Origin of the sequence: Rhodoferax lithotrophicus, assembly GCF_019973615.1 — a bacterium.
Classification (GTDB): Bacteria; Pseudomonadota; Gammaproteobacteria; order Burkholderiales; family Burkholderiaceae_C; genus Rhodoferax; species Rhodoferax lithotrophicus.
Genome location: NZ_AP024238.1, coordinates 4,610,395 through 4,627,649 on the forward strand (window position 1 = coordinate 4,610,395; position 17,255 = coordinate 4,627,649).

Genomic DNA, 17,255 nt, shown 5'->3' on the forward strand with positions numbered 1-17,255 from the left:
ACGTCAGGTCGGATTCAACGTCCGTTAGCAGTCATTTGCCAATGCCAATTCGTGTCACTTGTCGGCGGCAACACTTGGCTCAGTTTTCGATCGGCAGCAACACCCCGATGAATGCTTGACGAACCTTTACAACAACCCCTGACGAGCAGCTTCATACCAAACGAATGGAGACAACTCTTTCAATGTTTGAGCATCCTTGTTTCTCAAGTACCGCGCGTAGTGCTTCATTCGCATGTCGCGATGGTCTGCGCTGTCCAAACTCAGTCTTGTAATGGATTTACGAGCCGCGGCAACTTCTGCCTTGTCGGTCAACGCACGACTTGGGCGAATTTGACCAGTAGTCAAGACGAGTTCGAACGTATTTGGTGTCAGTCCGATTGGGTCGAGCACGTCGTCATACTTGTTCTTGTTCCGGTTCGGCCCCAAGCACGACAGACGGTAGTTTTTCCATTCGTAGGCTTGTGCGACGTCCTTTGACTTCGCAACGAAGTGGTCTGTTGAGCTGGCACCAGTGACCCATTCAAAGTAGATGGCCAAATAAGCACAAATGCCCGAATAGGCTGTCCACAACTGTTTATTAGAGTGGGACCAATAGGCGGGAAACTTGGTCCCCTTTGGGGCCGGGGCATTGAGGGCGATGCCTTTTTGAGCAGCCCAGGCCAAACCCTTTTGTCGGACCTCCACATCAAAATCAATGGGTTCCGGCTGCAACTGCACTGGGATCATGCAAACCAACCCCTCTTCTTGCAAACATAACGCCAGTTGAACAAGAAGTCATCCGTTGGGCTGAGCGCATCCACAAGCTTCGCATTCATCGCGCGGATCCGGTGGGCACTCGGGTTTTCTTGCTCCAACAAAGCTGCGGCCTTCTTCACCAAGTCTTCGTACTCCACCGCACGACCACTTTGGAGGTCAAACGCCTCGCTGACCAACCAACTCGCTGCACTGCCGTGCTTCTCGAATTCACGTTGGCGCAACACGACCTTCCTGCGCTCAAGATCCAAGTCGAACCATGCATCCTGCTTCGCGTCAAAAAGGGGCTCCACCGAGGCCATCACTAGAGGCGAATGCGTGGCGGTGATGACCTGGACTTCGGCCTTTTTGATGAGCGTCCGCGCCACCGCCAGTAGGGCTGGGATGATTTGGCGCTGCCACTGTGGGTGCAAATGCGACTCCACCTCGTCAATGAGAAACACCACCTGATTGGTTGGCTCCTCTCGTAACAGCTTCGCTGCTTTGCAATGCTCTTCCCATGTCCAAACCAACAAATATGCCAGCGCTAGGATGCGCCGCATGCCGGCAGAGGCATGCAGTACGGCCACGTCTTGACCGTAGGGCATGCGGATGGTAGGGATGTCCCGCGCATCGTCCAGGCTGATACGCATCAGATCGCCAGCAGTCAAGCGCTCTTTGTCTGAGGGTGACATGGCCTTCAAAACAGCTTGAAGGCTTTCAAACGCCGAGCTGTTTTCCTTCTGCCAGCCCGCCCAGTCCATCACCAAGCCCAGGCAAAGCGGCTTGCCGTCCTTGCCGAGCAACCCGTCCCAAACTTCTGCCGGACTGAACACATAAGCGGGGATGCGGTCCTGCACATCCACCCCCTCTTGGGTGCGCCAATAGTTACGAGCAGGGTCCCACACCGCAAAGCTGCCATCTGCCATGGCGTAAAAAACCAGCCCCGGGTTGGCGGGCCGACCGGGACGGCCCGTCCAGGCCTCGTCGCGCGGCAGATAGCTGCTCACATAGTCTTCGACACGACTTTTCCCGGCGAAGGTGAAGCCGATCATCGCCTGTTTTTCGCTGCTAGGCAGCGCCCTCTTGCCAGACGTAAGACGCGGGTTGATTTCTGAAGGCCACTTTCTGGTCAATGCCCACCAGGCAATGTCCAAAAGAAAACTTTTGCCCAGTCCGTTATCACCCGTGATCAGGTTTAGTCGCTGCCCAAAGGTAAGCTCCATGCTTGGTGCCGGGCCGACATTTTTCAACTTCAGGTGATTAAGCATGACCCCATTTCCTCAAAACTAGATGCGCACATTCCTCATTAAAGGCAGCGATTTTTCACACAGATAATCCAATTTTGATTATCCGTGCGATTGAACTCTCAATTGACTTTACAGATTCAGTCATTTCAAAAGTGATATTTCTCGTTGCGCCGCTTGAAGGATTGCACCGAGCCCTCCAGGATGGCATCAGCCAGATGGGCACGATCCAGTCCACTCTGAGCCAGCGCTTGACTAGGCCCATCGCGAGCTTCCAGCGCGTAAATCAGTTCAACTTCGGCATTGACCGGAAGGTTCGCGTGGTGGGTTGCGATGTGACGAACTGTTTGCTGATCTTGAAAAAACAGCAGCCAGTCAACGCACGGTGCCGCCACGGGCCGCCGATGATGCAAAGGCGCTTTTTGAAAGATTGGCAACGCTTGTCGCACTCGGGGCGAGTTTGATAGGGTGCGACTCAAGGATGTGATGCTGCGGCTTGTTGCCAACGATGCGCCGTTTGGTCCTGAATGGCAGGATCACAGCCTAAAGGGAGAGTGGACAGATCATCGTGAGTGCCACATCGGTGGCGACTTTTTGCTGATCTATCAGCTTGAGGCCAACTGGATCAGCTTTGTTCGCGCAGGCACGCATTCCGAGCTCTTTGGCAATTGGCTGAATTCAGATTGAGCCTGTATGGCTGCAAAAGACCCACCAGAGGCGTTCAGTTTTTTGGCTTGGCGGGGCGGTTTCGCTGCTTATCGAAAGATTTACATATTCCACGAATGCAAACGCCGGAGGGCGTGCAGAATACAAGTCTTAGCGGTAATGGAAACTCAAGATGATTGAGCCGACGGAATACGACCACGAAGCGATCATGGATAACGCGCGGCTGGGTAGCTCTCCATCGCAGGACTACCTTCAAGTTGTGGACATGCTCGACAACGTCGTTCGCGAGTGTATGTATGTGTCGAGGAGCTACGCGGGAATTAAATCGCCAACATCAAAGCACTTCTACGCCTCAGTCCTCTTTACAGCACTGATCACTCGTGGGGTTAGCCTAGCCCAGCTTATGCCCTTCACCCCTTGGGTCGAGAAACGGATTGAGCACTGGGATTACGCCTCAGCAGCGGGGATCACCCGCACAATGCTTGAGCTCCGCGTGGCTTTTTACTACCTATGCGTCGATTCGTGCACTGATGAAGAGTGGAATTGCCGGTGGAATCTGTTTAATCTCCACGATTGCGTATCACGTGTTCGCCTCTTTTCAGCTGTGCAGAACCTTGAACAGGTCTCGGCTTTTGAAGCGAATGCAACCGAGCTACGGCAAAGACTTAAGACAAATCCGTACTTCTTGTCTTTGCAAGCGGGCCAGCAACGCAAGCTTCTTAACGGGCAAACGGCCTACCTGATGTCTCTGGAGGACATCGCGGAACGAGCGGGCATCGAGAAATCATCCTTTCGCTGGCTCTACGTACTCTTTTCGTCCCACGTACATGGTTTACCGATGTCCTTCTACCGGATAGGTGATCGCGGCAGGGGCTTGCCAAGCCCAACAGAGGAGAGATACACATCACTTTGTCTGAGCTTGGCATCCACATTCCTAGTTCAAACTAGAGACGAGGTTCACGAGTTGTTTGTGGACTTCAAGTCGCTGGCCGAAGAGCGGATCAAGGCAGAAACGCAGGTGGAAGTGTCCTCAGACGTGCAGGTCAGCGGAAAGGGGTTGGCAGTTGGCGAAACTATGACGCTAACAGAAACAGACGACTTGGCCATCGAGGTGACCATGGTGGCTGGTGATTCCGTGGAATCCGTGTACCGTCACAAGCCGACTGGAAGCATTGTCCTGCGACGCACAAACTCTGATGTGGACGGTGCATCACTGGACTTTTTCGATGGGTTCTATTGGACAGTGTTTGTTGACAACCTGCCAACGACTCAGTCGCAGGTTGAAGCTCTCGGCACGAAAGCGTTCGCATTCAAGGTTGATCACATATCGAGAACGCTGCATTTGAAGGTGGAGGAGTAACCCGCTTACTGCGTTTGCTTTCACCGCCAGGAGTCGTCACTCAAAAGAAACCGTATCCGGGCAACGCAAAAGTGAACGCGGGCGACCTCAATCCCCCCGCCCCAACCGCGACACCTCCCGCATCGTCAGCAGCGTATTCCCCACACCACTGGCCGCAATGACACAAATACCCGCCCAGGCCCACAAGTCAGGCACGTGGGCAAACACCAGCCAGCCGCCCAGCATGGCAAAGCCGATCTGGCTGTACAGGTAAGGTGTCAGCACCGGGGCCGAGGCGCACATGTAGGCGCGGATCAGCATCAGGTGGCCCAAGGTGCCCAAACAACCCACCAGCAAAAACCAGTGCCAGTAGCTCAGCAGCAGCTCTGGCTTCCAGCCGGTCAAGACCAGCACCAAGCTCATGACCAGCGTGCCGACCAGGCCGGTGTACAGGTGGGTGGTGTAGGGGTTTTCTTCACCACTCATGCGGCTGGTGAGCACCTGAAACCAGGCGTAGCTGGTCACCAACCCCACGGGGAACACCAGCGCCCAGCCAAACAGCTGTCCACCGGGGCGCACCACCAGCAACACCCCCAGCAGCCCGCCCGCCATCAGCCACCAGCGCAGTCGTGCCACATGGGTTTTCAGAAACCAGGCCGACATGGCCGTGGCCACCAGCGGTGACAGCATCATCATGGCGGTGAATTCACCCACCGGCAAATGCTGCAGGCCAAAAAACGAACACCCGGTGGTGATCAGCAGCAGGCCACCCCGCAGCAGCTGAAAACGCAGGTTACGGGTGTGGAACAACTCTGCTTTTTGTAGTGGGTAGCGCACGGCCAGTGTGCTCAAGACCTGAAAAACATACCTAAACCAGAGCAACATCAGCACCGGAATGACGCGGGTGACGTATTTGGTGGTGGTGTCCATGCTGGCAAAGATCAGCGCTGCCAGCACGATCAGAGCGATACCCGCGCCCTGGCGGCTGCGCCAGAAGGACATGGCGGCTTAAATCTCCAGCGCCAGGCGGCTGGCCTGTTCGATGGCACGCCGTGCGTCCAGCTCGGCGGCCTTGTCTGCGCCACCGATCACATGCACCGGCAAGTTGGGCGCGATACTTTTTAATTGGGCTTCAAGCTCGCGCACCGGCTCCTGCCCGGCGCAGACGATCACGGTGTCAAACGGCAGGGTGGTCACGCTGCCATCCGCTGATGCGTAGTGCAAGCCCGCATCGTCGATGTGCTGGATGTTCACCCCGGTCAGGATCGGCACGCCAAAACGCTGCACCTTGTCGCGCCGTATCCAGCCGGTGGTCATGGCCAGCGAGGCACCGGGGCGTTTGTCACTGCGCTGCAGCAGGGTCACTTGTCTGCGGGCCGACAGACGCTCGGGTTTGGGGGCGCGGCCACCGGCAGACTGGGCGCTGATGTCCAGCCCGTATTCGGCGGCAAAGTCGTCCAGCGCCGGTGGGGTGTGGGGCGCGTCGCCCAGCAAAAATTCCACCATGTCGTAGGCAATGGCCCCGGCACCGATGATCAGCACCCGCGCACCTACCGGGGCCGCACCAGACAACACTTGGTCATAAGGCAACACGTCGGGCCGGTGGATTCCGGGCAACTCGGGTTGGCGTGGCCTCACACCGGTGGCCAGCACCACTTCATCAAAATCGCCGTGGCTGAACTGCTCGGCGGTCACCGCGCAGTTCAGCCGCAGCGTCACCTTTTCATCTGCCAGACGGTTGCGAAAGTAACGCAGCATCTCGTCAAACTCGGTTTTGCCCGGCACATTCCGCGCCAGCCGCAACTGGCCGCCCAGCTCTGGCCCGGCCTCAAACAGGGTGACCCGATGGCCACGCTCGGCGGCGTTGAAGGCGAAGTTCATGCCCGCTGCACCCGCACCCACTACGGCGATGCGTTTGACTGGCACGGCGGGCTGCAGCACCCAGTCCAGCTCACGGCCTGCACGCGGGTTGACCAGGCAGGTGGCGGTTTGGCGTTTGAAGATGTTGTCCAGGCAGGCCTGGTTGCAGGCAATACAGGTGTTGATGCGCTGGGCCTGGCCCAGGCGTGCCTTGCGGGCAAAGTCCGGGTCGGCCAGCAGTGGGCGCGCCATCGACACCAGATCGGCCTGGCCTGATTCCAAAATGGACTCAGCCACCGCCGGGTCGTTGATGCGGTTGGAGGCCATGACGGGAATGGTCACCGCGTCTTTGATGCGGCGCACCGCATAAGCCCAGCCGCCGCGCGGCACGTTGTGCGACACGGTGGGCACGTCGGCCTCATGCCAGCCGATGCCGGTGTTCAGAATGTCGGCCCCGGCTGCCTCAGCGCGGCGGGCCAGTTCCAGCGTTTCTTCGCCGGTCATGCCACCTTCGACCAAATCCAGCGCCGAGATGCGGTAGATGATGGCAAAGTCTGGCCCCACCGCCTGGCGCACCGCTTTGATGATCTCAATGGGCAAACGGATGCGGCCTTCAAAGCTGCCGCCAAATTCGTCGGTGCGCTGGTTGGTGCAAGGCGCGGTGAACTCGTTGATCAGGTAACCCTCTGAGCCCATGATTTCCACCGCATGGTAGCCAATATCGCGTGCAGCCCTTGCTGCACTTGCGTAAGCTGCTATGGTTTCATAAACCTCTTGGATTGTGAGTGCGTGCGGTGTGAACTTGTTGATGCGAGCCCGCAACGCACTGGGGCCGACGCAGCCGTCAAACTTGGCGTAGCGGCCAGCGTGCAGGATTTGCATACACACCTGGGTGCTTGTGCCGCGCACCGCGTCCACAATGGCGCGATGCCAGTCCAGGTCGGCATCTGCGGTCATGGCGGGGGCATCGTCTTCCATGCGGCCTGCCAGGTTGGGTGAAATGCCGCCGGTGATGATCAGGCCGATTTCACCCTCGGCACGGGCGCGGTAAAACGCCTGGATGCGCTCCACGGGTTTGTCCATACTTTCCAGCCGGGTGTGCATGGCGCCCATGACCATGCGGTTGCGCAGGCTCAGGTTACGCACCGTCAGGGGTGACAACAGCTTGGGGTAAAGCGTGGGGTTCATTGGCCTGGCCCGTAATTGGGGGCGCGTTTTTCGCGGAAAGCGGCCACGCCTTCTGGCATGAAGGCGGCAAAACACAGGGTCTGGCCCCGGTCTTCCAGCGCCATCACGGTGGCCAGGTTGCCAGTCTCTTGTGCCAGCGCCAGGCCGTCTTTGGTCAGGCGCAAACCGGCTGGGGACATGGCGAGCATCTCTTGCACCAATTCCTGGGCGGTTTCGGTCAGCTGTTCTTCGGGCACTACGTCGTTGACCAGGCCGATACGCAGGGCACGCTCGGCCTTGACAAAACGGCCGGTGTACATCAGCTCGGCGGCCACGGCTGGGCCGACGGCGCGGGGCAAAAAGTAGCTGATGCCCATGTCGCAGCCGGTCAGGCCTACTTTGGCCATGGCCACATTCATGCGGGTGTTGGGGGCGGCAAAACGCACATCACAACCCAGCGCCAGTGCAAAACCGCCACCACAGGCTGCGCCGTGCAACAGGCCCACAATGGGCTGCGGGCAGCGGCGCATGCGCAGCACCACGGCCGAGAGCTGGCGCTGCAGCCGCAGCCCCTGGTCGAGTGACATCGTCAACTGGTCTACATCGTCCAGGTCATAGCCAGCGCAGAAGTGTTTGCCTGCGCCGCGTAACACCACCACACGCACATCGGTGCGATCTGGCAGGCTGCCAAAGTAGTGGTACAGCTCTTCGGTCAGGCCCAGGTTGAGTGAGTTGAAATGCTCAGGCCGGGCCAGGGTGAGCCATTCCACCGCGCCTTCGCGCTGCACTTCAATAAAACGCCAGCTGCTGGCCGTAGGGGAGGGTGTTGGGGTCATGGGGATGCTTTCTGGGGGTTATTTAAATTGATAGCTGCTTACGCAATATCTGTAAGCGCTAGAGGCCAATTTGATGTTGAATTCAGAGGGTGCGGGCAATCAATTCACGCATGATTTCGTTGGAACCGCCGTAGATGCGGTGCACCCGTGCATCGGCAAAGGCGCGCGCAATCGGGTATTCCCACATGTAGCCGTAACCGCCGTGTAATTGCAGGCACTGGTCCAGCACCCGGCCCATCAGCTCGGTGCACCAGTACTTGGCCATGGCGGCCACGGCTTTGTCGAGCTGGTCGTCACACACCTCGGTCAAACAGCGGTCGATGAAGGTCTGGGCAATCTCGATTTCGGTCTTGATTTCGGCCAGGCGAAAGCGGGTGTTCTGGTAGTCGGCAATCAGGGTGCCAAAGGCTTTGCGCTGGCGGGTGTAGTCCACCGTCCATTGCAGCGCGGCGCTGCTGGTGGCCACTGCGCCCAGTGCAATCTGCAGCCGCTCCCAGGCCAGCTCTTTGGCCAACAGGCCAAAACCTTTGTTTTCTTCACCCAGCATGTGGTGCTGGGTCAGCACCACGTTGTCAAAGTACAGCTCGCAGGTGTCTTGGGCCTTCATGCCGATTTTTTTGAAGTTCTGGCCTCGGCTCACGCCGGGGGATGAGGCCTCCACCACCCACAGGGTCAGGTCTTTGCAGTTGGGGTCTTGGCTGGACTTGGCCGCCACCACCAGGATGTCGGCACACTGGCCGTTGGTGATGAAGGTTTTCTGGCCGTTCAGAATCCACTGGTCACCCTGGCGGATGGCGGTGCTGCGCATGGCCCGCAGGTCGCTGCCGGCGCTGGGCTCGGTCATCACAATCGCGCCAATCAGTTCACCCCGCGCCATGGCGGGTAACCAGCGCTGCTGCTGTTCCGGCGTGCCGTAGTTGAGGATGTAGGGGGCCACAATGTCCGAGTGGGTGGAGAAGCCGGGGCCGGACAGGCCGAGCCGGGCTTGTTCCTCGATCAGGATGGCGGCAAACAGCCGGTCCGCCCCGCTGCCACCACAGGACTCGGGCAAGGTGGTGCACAGAAAACCTTCTTTGCCAGCTTTGAGCCAGACCTCGCGCGGGGCCACGCCAGCCTCTTCCCAGGCGCTGTGGAAAGGGGCGACTTCCTGCTCAAAAAAGCGGCGGGCAGAGTCACGAAAGGCTTCGTGCTCCGGGCTGAAGATGTTGCGGGTGAGGATGGTCATGGGGTTTCTGATCAGTTGCGTGGCGCAAGAAAAGCCTGGATGCGGGTTTGCGCTTCCACCGTGCTCACCAGGCTGTGAATGCCGTCCAGTTCGGCGCTAAACCCACTGGGGGCCAGCGTGCCCACCTGGGCGATACAGCGTTTGGCCACTTGCAGGGCCGGTGCAGATTGGCTGGCAATACGCTGTGCCAAAGCTTCAGCTTCCTGTGCCAATTTCTCCGGGGCCACCGCCCACTGCACCATGCCCAATTGGCAAGCGGTAGCACCGTCCACCACGTCACAGCCCAGAATGATGCGAGCGGCAATGCCTGGCCCACACAGGCGGGTCAGGCGTTGTGTGCCCCCGGCTCCGGGGATCAGGCCGAGCTTGGCTTCGGGCAAGCCGAGTTTGGCGCTGCTGGAAGCCATACGTAAATCACAGGCCAGCGCCAGCTCAAAGCCGCCGCCCAAAGCAGAGCCACCAATTTCTGCCAGGGTGACACACGGCAAGGCTTCAAGGCGGTCAAACAGGGCGTGAAAGTGGGTGATGTTTTGCCGCATCACATCAGCACCACCTTCGATGGCAAAACAGCTTTGCACCTGGGCCAGATCGGCCCCGGCACAAAAGGCTTTTTGGTCGCTGCGCAGGTGTATCACGCTCAGGTCTGTTTTGCTGGCCAGGCCGTCCAGCACCTGCATAAAACCGGCGATGAATTCGGTGCTGATGGCATTCACCGGTGCGCGTTGCAGGGTGATACGCACCACCGCGCCGAGGTCTTCTACTTTAAACATGGCTAGTTGCTCCATTCAATGATTTGAGTTCTTCGCGTAATTTGAATTTCTGGACTTTTCCGCTCGGGGTGGCGGGAAGGGCATCACGCAGCACCAGGTGTTCCGGCAGCTTGAAACGCGCCACACCACGCTCAATCAGGAACTGCTTCATTTCTTCAAACCCCAGTGTTTTGCCGGGCTGGCACACCACCACCGCGCAGCCCAGTTCGCCCAGGCGCTCATCGGGCAAACCAATCACCGCCACCGACTGGCAGGCCGGGTGTTCCAGCAGAATGTCTTCCACCTCACGCGCCGAGATGTTTTGGCCGCCGCGAATGATCATGTCCTTGATGCGCCCAACAATACGCACCGCGCCTTGTGCACCCACCGTGGCCAGATCACCCGAGTGGTACCAGCCATCGGCATCAAGTGCCTTGGCCGTGAGTTCAGGTTCACCCAGGTAGCCCAAAAAGGCGTGTGGCCCGCGTGACCATTGCTCACCTTGTTGGCCGGGTGGCAGGGGTTTGCCGTCTTCATCCACCGCACAGACTTCCACGCCGGGCAGTGCGCGGCCGTCAAACTGCCAGGCGGCTTCAATCGGGTCGGTGGGCCAGGTCACTGTGTGCGGCGGGCTCTCGGTGGAGCCATAAATACTCATCACCCGCACCCCGAGCTGGTGGGCGCGGCGCACCAGCACTTCAGGAATGGGCGCGCCGCCACACAAAAAGTAGCGCAGGTCGGGCAGGCGCTTGCCGCTGCGCTCCAGGCTGTCCACCACATCACTCAGAAACGGTGTCGCCCCCATGGTCCAAGTGGCGCGGTCGGCCAGCATTTGATCCACCGCCGTGTCGCCCTTGAAAATGTCCAGCAGCGACACCGTGGCCCCGGTCATCAGCGTCAGCAAAATGCCGTGCATGAAGCCGCTGGTGTGGGTGACCGGGGAAGCCATAAAACACACATCACGGTGATCCAGCGCCAGGGTGTCTGACAAGGCCCGTTCGCCATACAAAGCGGTGTTGTGGGTGTGCACCACGCCTTTGGGTTTGGACTCGGAGCCCGAGGTGAACAAGAGCAGGGCCGGGTCGTCGGCCGCCGCATCATGGGCCTGCGCCAGCAGCGGGCCGCTGACGGCTTCATCAAAGGGTGTGCCAAGGGTCACCTGGCCTGAACGGATGACCACCATGCTGGGCTGGACTTGCAACTCCGGCGCAATACGCTGCAGATGCTCGGTGTAATCGACGCTGCGAAAGTGTCCCGCCACCACCACCGCCTTGGAGCCACTCTTGTTCATGATGAAGGCCAGGTCTTTCCAGCCGTAGGTGGGTGGCAAGGGGTTGATCACCGCCCCGAGCTTGAAGGCCGCCAAAGTCACCACGGCGGTTTGCCACCAGTTGGGCAGGTGCATGGTGACCACGTCGCCCACTCCCAGACCCCGCGCTTGCCAGAAGGCCGCCAGCCGGGAGGCTTGGTCGTCCAGCTCGCGGTAGCTGATGTGGTGGCCGCTGGCATCACTGACGGCGGTTTTGTCGGGGTAAGTGTCCACACTGGCGGCAATACGTTGTGCCAGCGAATGGTGTTGCCAGTAGCCTGCCTGGTAATAGCGTTCGCGTGCAGCAGGGTGCGGTTTCAAATCGATCATGGTATTTATCTTTCAGTGGCCGGGCGGCCGGGAATCAGCCCATGCACCGTGTCCATCAAACCACCATCGGCCAAGATGTTCTGACCGGTGATGTAGCCTGCGTCAGGCGCTAGCAAAAACGAAACAATGCCGGCAATGTCAGCATCCGGGTCACCAATGTGATGTATCGGCACCAGGGCTTCGCGGGCGGCTTTGGTGGGGGCATCGGCATACACCTTGGCGGTCAGCGCGGTGTGGATCAGGCCGGGTGACACCGCGTTGACCCGAATGCCATCAGCTGCCCATTCCTGCGCCAGCGTGCGCACCAGCATCAGCAGCGCCGCTTTGCTCGGGCTGTAGGCCCCCATGCCGGGGTAAGGTTGCACGCCCGACATAGAGGCCACAGCCACCAAGCGGCCCCGACTCTCACGCAGAGCCGGGTAAGCGGCCTTGGCCAGCAACCAGGGCGCACGTGCATTAACGGCGAACAAAAAGTCCCAGTCTTCGATCTCCAGTTGGGCCAAGGTCGATGGGCGTGAGACCCCGGCGTTGGACACCACCGCATCCAGACCGCCAAAAGCCGCCACAGCTTGATCAACCAGGCTGGTGGGGGTGGCAGGGTCGGCCAGATTGCCCAGCAATGGCAGCACATGGCCGCCGTGTGGGGCTGCCTCGGCAATGACCGCGTCCAGCTCATCAGCGTGGGCTGAGCCACAGGCGGCCACCTGAGCACCTTGGCTGGCCAGGCGCAGGCAAATGGCTCGCCCAATACCGCGGCTGGCACCGGTCACCAGGACTCGCATCGTCATCTTGTTGTCTCCTCGAAAGTCGATGAGGCATTGTTTGTTGAGCGCGTGGCACGTGGCTTGACGATTCGCGCACGTCACAGCACAATTCGTGCATCATTTCAAGGGGTTCATGTGGCTACAAGGGTTATCCCTAATTACTCGCTTTACGGTGTACAAGCCCAGCCAGCCTGGCAGAACTGGTTTGACTTTGAGTGGATTCCGCAGCGTTCTCGCCCGTACAACTGGAAAATTCGGCCGCATCAACACGATGCGCTGATCCAGATTTTGTATGTGACCCAAGGCTCGGGCGAGGTCTTGTTTGACCATGCCAAAGCCAGTTTCAGTGCACCTTGTCTGGTGATTATTCCTGCACAAACCGTGCATGGATTTGACTTTTCTGAGGATGTGGATGGCCCGGTGGTCACCGCTGCGCAGCGGCCCCTGGAATCGATGATTGGCCTGGCCAGTCCGGACTTGCTGGCCAGTTTGCGCAAGCCTGCGGTGATTGCCCTGGATAAAGCCAGCGGCCATGCGCAGTCCCTCATGCCTCTGTTTCTGGCCATCGAGCGGGAGGCACACATTCAGGCGGCAAGTCAGGTCACGGCGGGGATGGCGCTGCTGACCGCCATCTGCATCCAGATCGCCAGGTTGACACGGGTCAGCGAAGTTTCTGCCTCCAAGGCCACTTCGCGCAAGTCGGCCCAGATTGAGAAATTCCGCAGCATGGTAGATGCGGATTTCAAAAAACACTTGCCGATTGGCGACTATGCCGGGCAACTGGGCATCACCCCCGGACAGCTGTCGCGCCTGTGCCGCGAGGTGTTGGGTATGTCGAGCCTGGACGTGGTCAACGCCCGCATGGTTCACGAAGCCCAGCGGGTGCTGGTGTACACCGGCAACAGTATCAAGCAGCTGGCCTACACGCTGGGCTTTGCCGACGAAACCTATTTCTGCCGGTTTTTCCGCAAACACACGGGCCTCAGTCCAAGGGAATTCAGAGTCAAGGCGATGGATGCCATGAGCATTCCAGAATCTGATGAACCACCCTCTTCAGCCATGCGCACTTGAGGCATGGTTGAATCAATCGGCTTGGGCAGCGTGGTTTTTGTTGGGGGTATCAGTTGCGTGGCAAAACCAGTGTGGCAGACAACCCTCCTGTGGGTCTATTGGCCAGCAGCAGTTCACCATTGTGGATCAGTGCGATGTCTTTCACAATTGACAGCCCGAGCCCGACACCGTCGCCTTTTTGGCTGCGCGCACTGTCTACGCGGTAGTAAGGATCGGTCACCTTTGCCAGGTTTTCGGGGGCAATGCCCGGCCCCTGATCTTCCACGGTGATACACAGGCGCAAAGCACTGTCTTCCACACGAATTTGAGCCCCACCTGCATGCTTGAAAGCGTTGTCAATCAGGTTTTGCATCGCCCGGCGCAAGGCTGACAATCTGCCGCGGTAGGGCATGGTTGTACGCCCGTTTATTTGAATACTGCGCCCCAGCACTTTAGAATCGTCCACCATGCTTTCCAGCAGCGCATTGATGTCAATGGTGCGAACGACCTCATTGGTTTGAAAGGCACGCAAGTAGTCCAGCGTGGCATCCATCATGGCACCCATCGCTTCCAGGTCTGCAGCCATCTGGTTTCGCAGGGTCTCATCGTCGATCAATTCAGTGCGCAAGCGCAGGCGGGTTAATGGGGTTCGCAGGTCATGGGACACTGCCGCCAGCGCGCGGGCGCGCTCACTAACCAACAGTTTGATTTTGGCTTGCATGCGGTTAAAAGCCTGAGCAGCGCGTCGGGTCTCGGCAGGCCCTTCTTCCGCAAGTGGTGGCGCATCAAGATCCCGCCCCAACATGTCGGCGGCTTTGGCCAGTTGCTCAAGAGGCCGAGTCGCCTGGCGTATGGCAATCACCACCACCACCACCACAAGCCCCAGGCTAAGCAACAACTGAATGATTAATGCATCCGACAAGGCCGGTGCAGGTGTATTGACCTCATACCGGCCTGTGATGCGAATCCACTGACCATCGTCCAAACGCACATCCATACTGCGGTTGGTGCCAAGGTGCTGCGGTCTGGCACCCATACCCCACCCCATACCAGGGCCCAAGCCGCCCATGACACGTATTTCGTGAGGGCTGCCCAGACGTTCACTGAGGTTGGCTTGCAAAGGTTCACGTGGCGAGCCTGCCAGGGCCTGACTCTCGGTGATTAAAGCCACATTCATGCCATCACGCTGCAGGGCCGCAAGCGCCGATTGGCGCTGCTGCGGCGCATGGGCTTCGAGCAGACGCACCACTTCGGCTATGCGGTCCATCACATGCATCCCACGCGCCTGGGTGACCGCTGTAGCACGCTCACTCCATTGCAGCCAGATGCTGACCCCCTGAGCTGCCAGCAAACCAGCCAGCAAAATAAGCGCCATGCGTGCCGACAGGCTGGATGACAGTACACGCCAATTTATCTGCATGTTGGAAGTGCGCTCACGCTGGAGGTCAACACATAACCTTCCCCACGCACGGTTTTGATCAGCTGCGGCTCGCGGCTGTCATCTCGCAGGCGTTGGCGCAGGCGGCTTACCTGTACATCAATGGCTCGGTCATAGGCTTCGGCTTCGTGACCGTGGATCAACTCGGTGAGTTGGTCGCGATGAAGTACCCGGTTAGGGTGATCCAGCAAAATGCGCAACAAACGATATTCACCACCGGACAAGGGCGTTGCCACACCGTCTGGTGCGGTCAGCAGGCGTTCGGCGGTGTCAAGACACCAGCCCGCAAAGCCCAAACAACGCACGGGCTCAGGTTTCAGGTTAGGTGGAAGCGCCCGGGTACGGCGCAAAATGGATTTGATGCGTGCCAGTAATTCGCGCGGGTTGAAGGGTTTGACCAGGTAGTCGTCAGCGCCCATCTCGATGCCAATAATCCGGTCAGTTTCCTCCCCTCTCGCGGTGAGCATGATCACCGGCAAGCTGGACTTGGCACGCAGATCACGACACAAGGTCAGGCCATCGGCATCGGGCAGCATCAGATCAAGCACCAGCAGATCCACGGCATGCTGCTGCAGCATTAGCCACATCTCACGACCATCACGGGCAGCCACGGCCTCAAAGCCATTACGTGCCAAGTAATCCACCAGCAATCGGCGAATTTCAGGCTCGTCGTCGACGATCAGAATGCAATCTTTGTGTTCCATGGAAATACTTTTTTTGCCTTGGTATCAAGCCTACAACCAGATCTGACCCCATTGAAATAGTGTGCCCAGCGAGTTTTGTAACCCACTGTAACGCAGGGCCAAAGTGCAACATGATGATGCAAATCTTGCATTTTCAGCAACACAGGGCGGCAACAAGTGCGCTTAAATAATGCTTACGGAAGCAGGCAAAACCGGCCTCCCATGACGGCTTAATTTAAGGAGTTCCATCATGAAAACCTCGACTACTCTGAAAAATATTGCGCTCGCCACCTTGTTGGGTGCGGCATTCACAACGGTGGTTGTGGCCCAAGTCGGCCCTGGTCCCGGCATGGGCACAGGGCCAAGTATGCAAGGCACGGGTCCTGGTGCCATGCGAGGCATGCGTTTTGACAAAACCAACACCCCTGGCTGGACCTTGATGACTGCGCAAGAGCGTGCGGCCAATCAAGCCAAGATGCGGGCGGTCAAAACTTATGAAGAATGCAAACTGGTGCAGACAGAGCAACATGCTGCTATGGAAGCACGCGCCAAAGAAAAAGGGGTCACCCTGCTCACCCCACGCCAAAATGCCTGTGACCGAATGAAAGCCCGCGGATTTATTCAATAAATGTGAAGCGGTGGTGTGGAAGACTCATGGCAGAGTTGAACTACGGATAGACGTGTTGGTAAGTATTTGAGCTATTCAAGCCAGCTGGCAATTCGGCATCTGGCTTGAACGGCTTTCCCCGGTTGTGGCATTGCCCAGCATAACCAGACAAGTAGCACAGCACATTCTCATGTTGACCCAAGCGACGGGGATTGCCATCTGCAGAACTGCCTGATTTATGGATTCAGGCCTAACATCAATTGAAGATTTTGCACGGCTGCACCGCTTGCACCCTTGCCTAGGTTGTCCAGACGGGCAACCAATACGGCGTGACGGAATCCATCGCTGGCATCGGTGTTGCCAAACACACGCAATTCAAGTTGGTTGGTGCCAGCCAAGGCCACTGCATCCAATTTGTTGTCTGTGGTGGCGGGTAACACCTTCACCCAATGGCTTTGCGCGTAGTGCTGGGCCAGTGCCTGATGCAGGTCTTGCGCCGTGGGCTGACCCGGCAACAGGTCAAGGTGCAACGGCACTTGCACCAGCATGCCCTGCTTGAAGTTGCCGACCGATGGCACAAACAGCGGGCGGCGGGTCAGGCCGGTGTAGGCCATGATTTCCGGGATGTGTTTGTGTTTCAAACCCAAGCCATACAGTTCAAAGGCGGGAGCCGTACCCTGCTCATAGGCTTCGATCATGGGGCGGCCCCCGCCGGAATAACCACTGACAGAGGGCAGGCACAAGGGAAAATCAGCCGGAATCAGCCCTGCGTCCACCAGTGGACGCAGCAGCGCAATGGCCCCGGTGGCATAACAACCGGGGTTGGCCACACGCCGGGCTTGGCGCACGCATTCGGTTTGCCCCAGAGTCAACTCAGGAAAACCATAAACCCAGCCACTTGTGGTGCGGTGTGCGGTAGATGCATCAATGATTTTGGGGCCGGGTTGCCCGGTGGTGCGAATGAGTTCGTCCACCATGGCCACCGACTCAATGGCAGCATCGTCATGCAGGCACAACACGACCAGATCGGCCTGTGTCATCAACTCAAGCTTGGCCAACGGGTCTTTGCGCCGCTCTGGTGCAATGCTGATCAGCTCGATATCTGGGAGCTTTTGCAAACGTTCGCGAATTTGTAAACCGGTGGTGCCTGCTTCGCCATCAATGAAGATTTTTTGCATTATGAACTCGCGTCTTGAAAAGAGAGGTGCTTGTAAGACTTGCACAAGATTGATATGAATCAGCATGATACAGTC

The 17,255-nt window shown here is 58.5% G+C and carries 17 protein-coding genes; 5 read left to right on the forward strand and 12 right to left on the reverse strand.

Annotated elements, in window-relative coordinates:
• Positions 1-126 precede the first annotated feature (126 nt).
• Both LDN84_RS21275 and LDN84_RS21280 read right to left on the reverse strand, forming a co-directional pair.
• On the reverse strand, positions 127-726 hold the full coding sequence (locus LDN84_RS21275) for an HNH endonuclease family protein (protein WP_223905701.1): 600 nt from the start codon (positions 724-726) through the stop codon (positions 127-129).
• Positions 723-2,003 carry an AAA family ATPase gene (locus tag LDN84_RS21280; protein ID WP_223905703.1) on the reverse strand — a complete coding sequence of 427 codons (1,281 nt, stop codon included), beginning with the start codon at positions 2,001-2,003 and terminating at the stop codon, positions 723-725. Before LDN84_RS21280 ends, LDN84_RS21275 begins: the two co-directional genes overlap by 4 nt.
• Before the next feature lie 74 nt (positions 2,004-2,077).
• On the opposite strand from LDN84_RS21280, the gene LDN84_RS21285 reads away from it, so the two are divergent.
• The 3 genes from LDN84_RS21285 (at position 2,078) to LDN84_RS21295 (ending at position 4,005) form a co-directional block, all read left to right on the forward strand.
• A complete protein-coding gene (locus LDN84_RS21285; protein ID WP_223905705.1) occupies positions 2,078-2,443 on the forward strand; it encodes a hypothetical protein in 366 nt (121 codons plus the stop codon).
• A 22-nt stretch (positions 2,444-2,465) separates the two neighbouring features.
• Positions 2,466-2,666 (forward strand): type II toxin-antitoxin system RelE/ParE family toxin, encoded by a 201-nt coding sequence (locus LDN84_RS21290; RefSeq protein WP_255610430.1) that lies wholly within the window; start codon positions 2,466-2,468, stop codon positions 2,664-2,666.
• Positions 2,667-2,817: 151 nt separating this feature from the next.
• Entirely contained in the window at positions 2,818-4,005 is a 1,188-nt protein-coding gene (locus tag LDN84_RS21295) for a DUF5677 domain-containing protein (RefSeq protein WP_223905711.1), read from the forward strand.
• 87 nt (positions 4,006-4,092) lie between these two features.
• Here LDN84_RS21295 and LDN84_RS21300 read toward each other — a convergent pair whose 3' ends face one another.
• The 7 genes from LDN84_RS21300 to LDN84_RS21330 all read right to left on the reverse strand — a co-directional run bounded on the left by LDN84_RS21300 (position 4,093) and on the right by LDN84_RS21330 (position 12,248).
• Positions 4,093-4,986, reverse strand: a complete 894-nt coding sequence (locus LDN84_RS21300) for a DMT family transporter (RefSeq protein WP_223905714.1) — start codon at positions 4,984-4,986, stop codon at positions 4,093-4,095.
• A gap of 6 nt (positions 4,987-4,992) precedes the next feature.
• Positions 4,993-7,032: an oxidoreductase gene (locus LDN84_RS21305; RefSeq protein WP_223905717.1), complete on the reverse strand. Its 2,040-nt coding sequence runs from the start codon at positions 7,030-7,032 to the stop codon at positions 4,993-4,995.
• Positions 7,029-7,847, reverse strand: a complete 819-nt coding sequence (locus LDN84_RS21310; RefSeq protein WP_223905720.1) for an enoyl-CoA hydratase/isomerase family protein — start codon at positions 7,845-7,847, stop codon at positions 7,029-7,031. The genes LDN84_RS21305 and LDN84_RS21310 overlap by 4 nt, the downstream gene beginning before the upstream one ends.
• 82 nt (positions 7,848-7,929) lie before the next feature.
• Positions 7,930-9,066 carry an acyl-CoA dehydrogenase family protein gene (locus LDN84_RS21315; RefSeq protein WP_223913234.1) on the reverse strand — a complete coding sequence of 379 codons (1,137 nt, stop codon included), beginning with the start codon at positions 9,064-9,066 and terminating at the stop codon, positions 7,930-7,932.
• Between the two features lie 17 nt (positions 9,067-9,083).
• On the reverse strand, positions 9,084-9,842 hold the full coding sequence (locus tag LDN84_RS21320; RefSeq protein ID WP_223905723.1) for an enoyl-CoA hydratase/isomerase family protein: 759 nt from the start codon (positions 9,840-9,842) through the stop codon (positions 9,084-9,086).
• Entirely contained in the window at positions 9,835-11,460 is a 1,626-nt protein-coding gene (locus tag LDN84_RS21325; RefSeq protein ID WP_223905727.1) for an AMP-binding protein, read from the reverse strand. Before LDN84_RS21325 ends, LDN84_RS21320 begins: the two co-directional genes overlap by 8 nt.
• A 5-nt stretch (positions 11,461-11,465) precedes the next feature.
• A complete protein-coding gene (locus LDN84_RS21330; RefSeq protein WP_223905729.1) occupies positions 11,466-12,248 on the reverse strand; it encodes an SDR family NAD(P)-dependent oxidoreductase in 783 nt (260 codons plus the stop codon).
• Positions 12,249-12,359: 111 nt separating this feature from the next.
• Here LDN84_RS21330 and LDN84_RS21335 point away from each other — a divergent pair, with 111 nt between their 5' ends.
• A complete protein-coding gene (locus tag LDN84_RS21335; RefSeq protein WP_223905731.1) occupies positions 12,360-13,295 on the forward strand; it encodes a helix-turn-helix domain-containing protein in 936 nt (311 codons plus the stop codon).
• Positions 13,296-13,344: 49 nt separating this feature from the next.
• On the opposite strand, the gene LDN84_RS21340 is transcribed toward LDN84_RS21335, so the two are convergent.
• On the reverse strand, positions 13,345-14,694 hold the full coding sequence (locus LDN84_RS21340) for an ATP-binding protein (protein ID WP_223905733.1): 1,350 nt from the start codon (positions 14,692-14,694) through the stop codon (positions 13,345-13,347).
• A complete protein-coding gene (locus LDN84_RS21345; RefSeq protein WP_223905735.1) occupies positions 14,685-15,416 on the reverse strand; it encodes a response regulator in 732 nt (243 codons plus the stop codon). Before LDN84_RS21345 ends, LDN84_RS21340 begins: the two co-directional genes overlap by 10 nt.
• A 229-nt stretch (positions 15,417-15,645) precedes the next feature.
• Here LDN84_RS21345 and LDN84_RS21350 point away from each other — a divergent pair, with 229 nt between their 5' ends.
• Positions 15,646-16,023: a hypothetical protein gene (locus LDN84_RS21350; protein ID WP_223905737.1), complete on the forward strand. Its 378-nt coding sequence runs from the start codon at positions 15,646-15,648 to the stop codon at positions 16,021-16,023.
• Positions 16,024-16,238: 215 nt separating this feature from the next.
• Here LDN84_RS21350 and argC read toward each other — a convergent pair whose 3' ends face one another.
• Positions 16,239-17,180, reverse strand: a complete 942-nt coding sequence (gene argC / locus LDN84_RS21355; protein WP_223905739.1) for an N-acetyl-gamma-glutamyl-phosphate reductase — start codon at positions 17,178-17,180, stop codon at positions 16,239-16,241.
• Positions 17,181-17,255 lie beyond the last annotated feature (75 nt).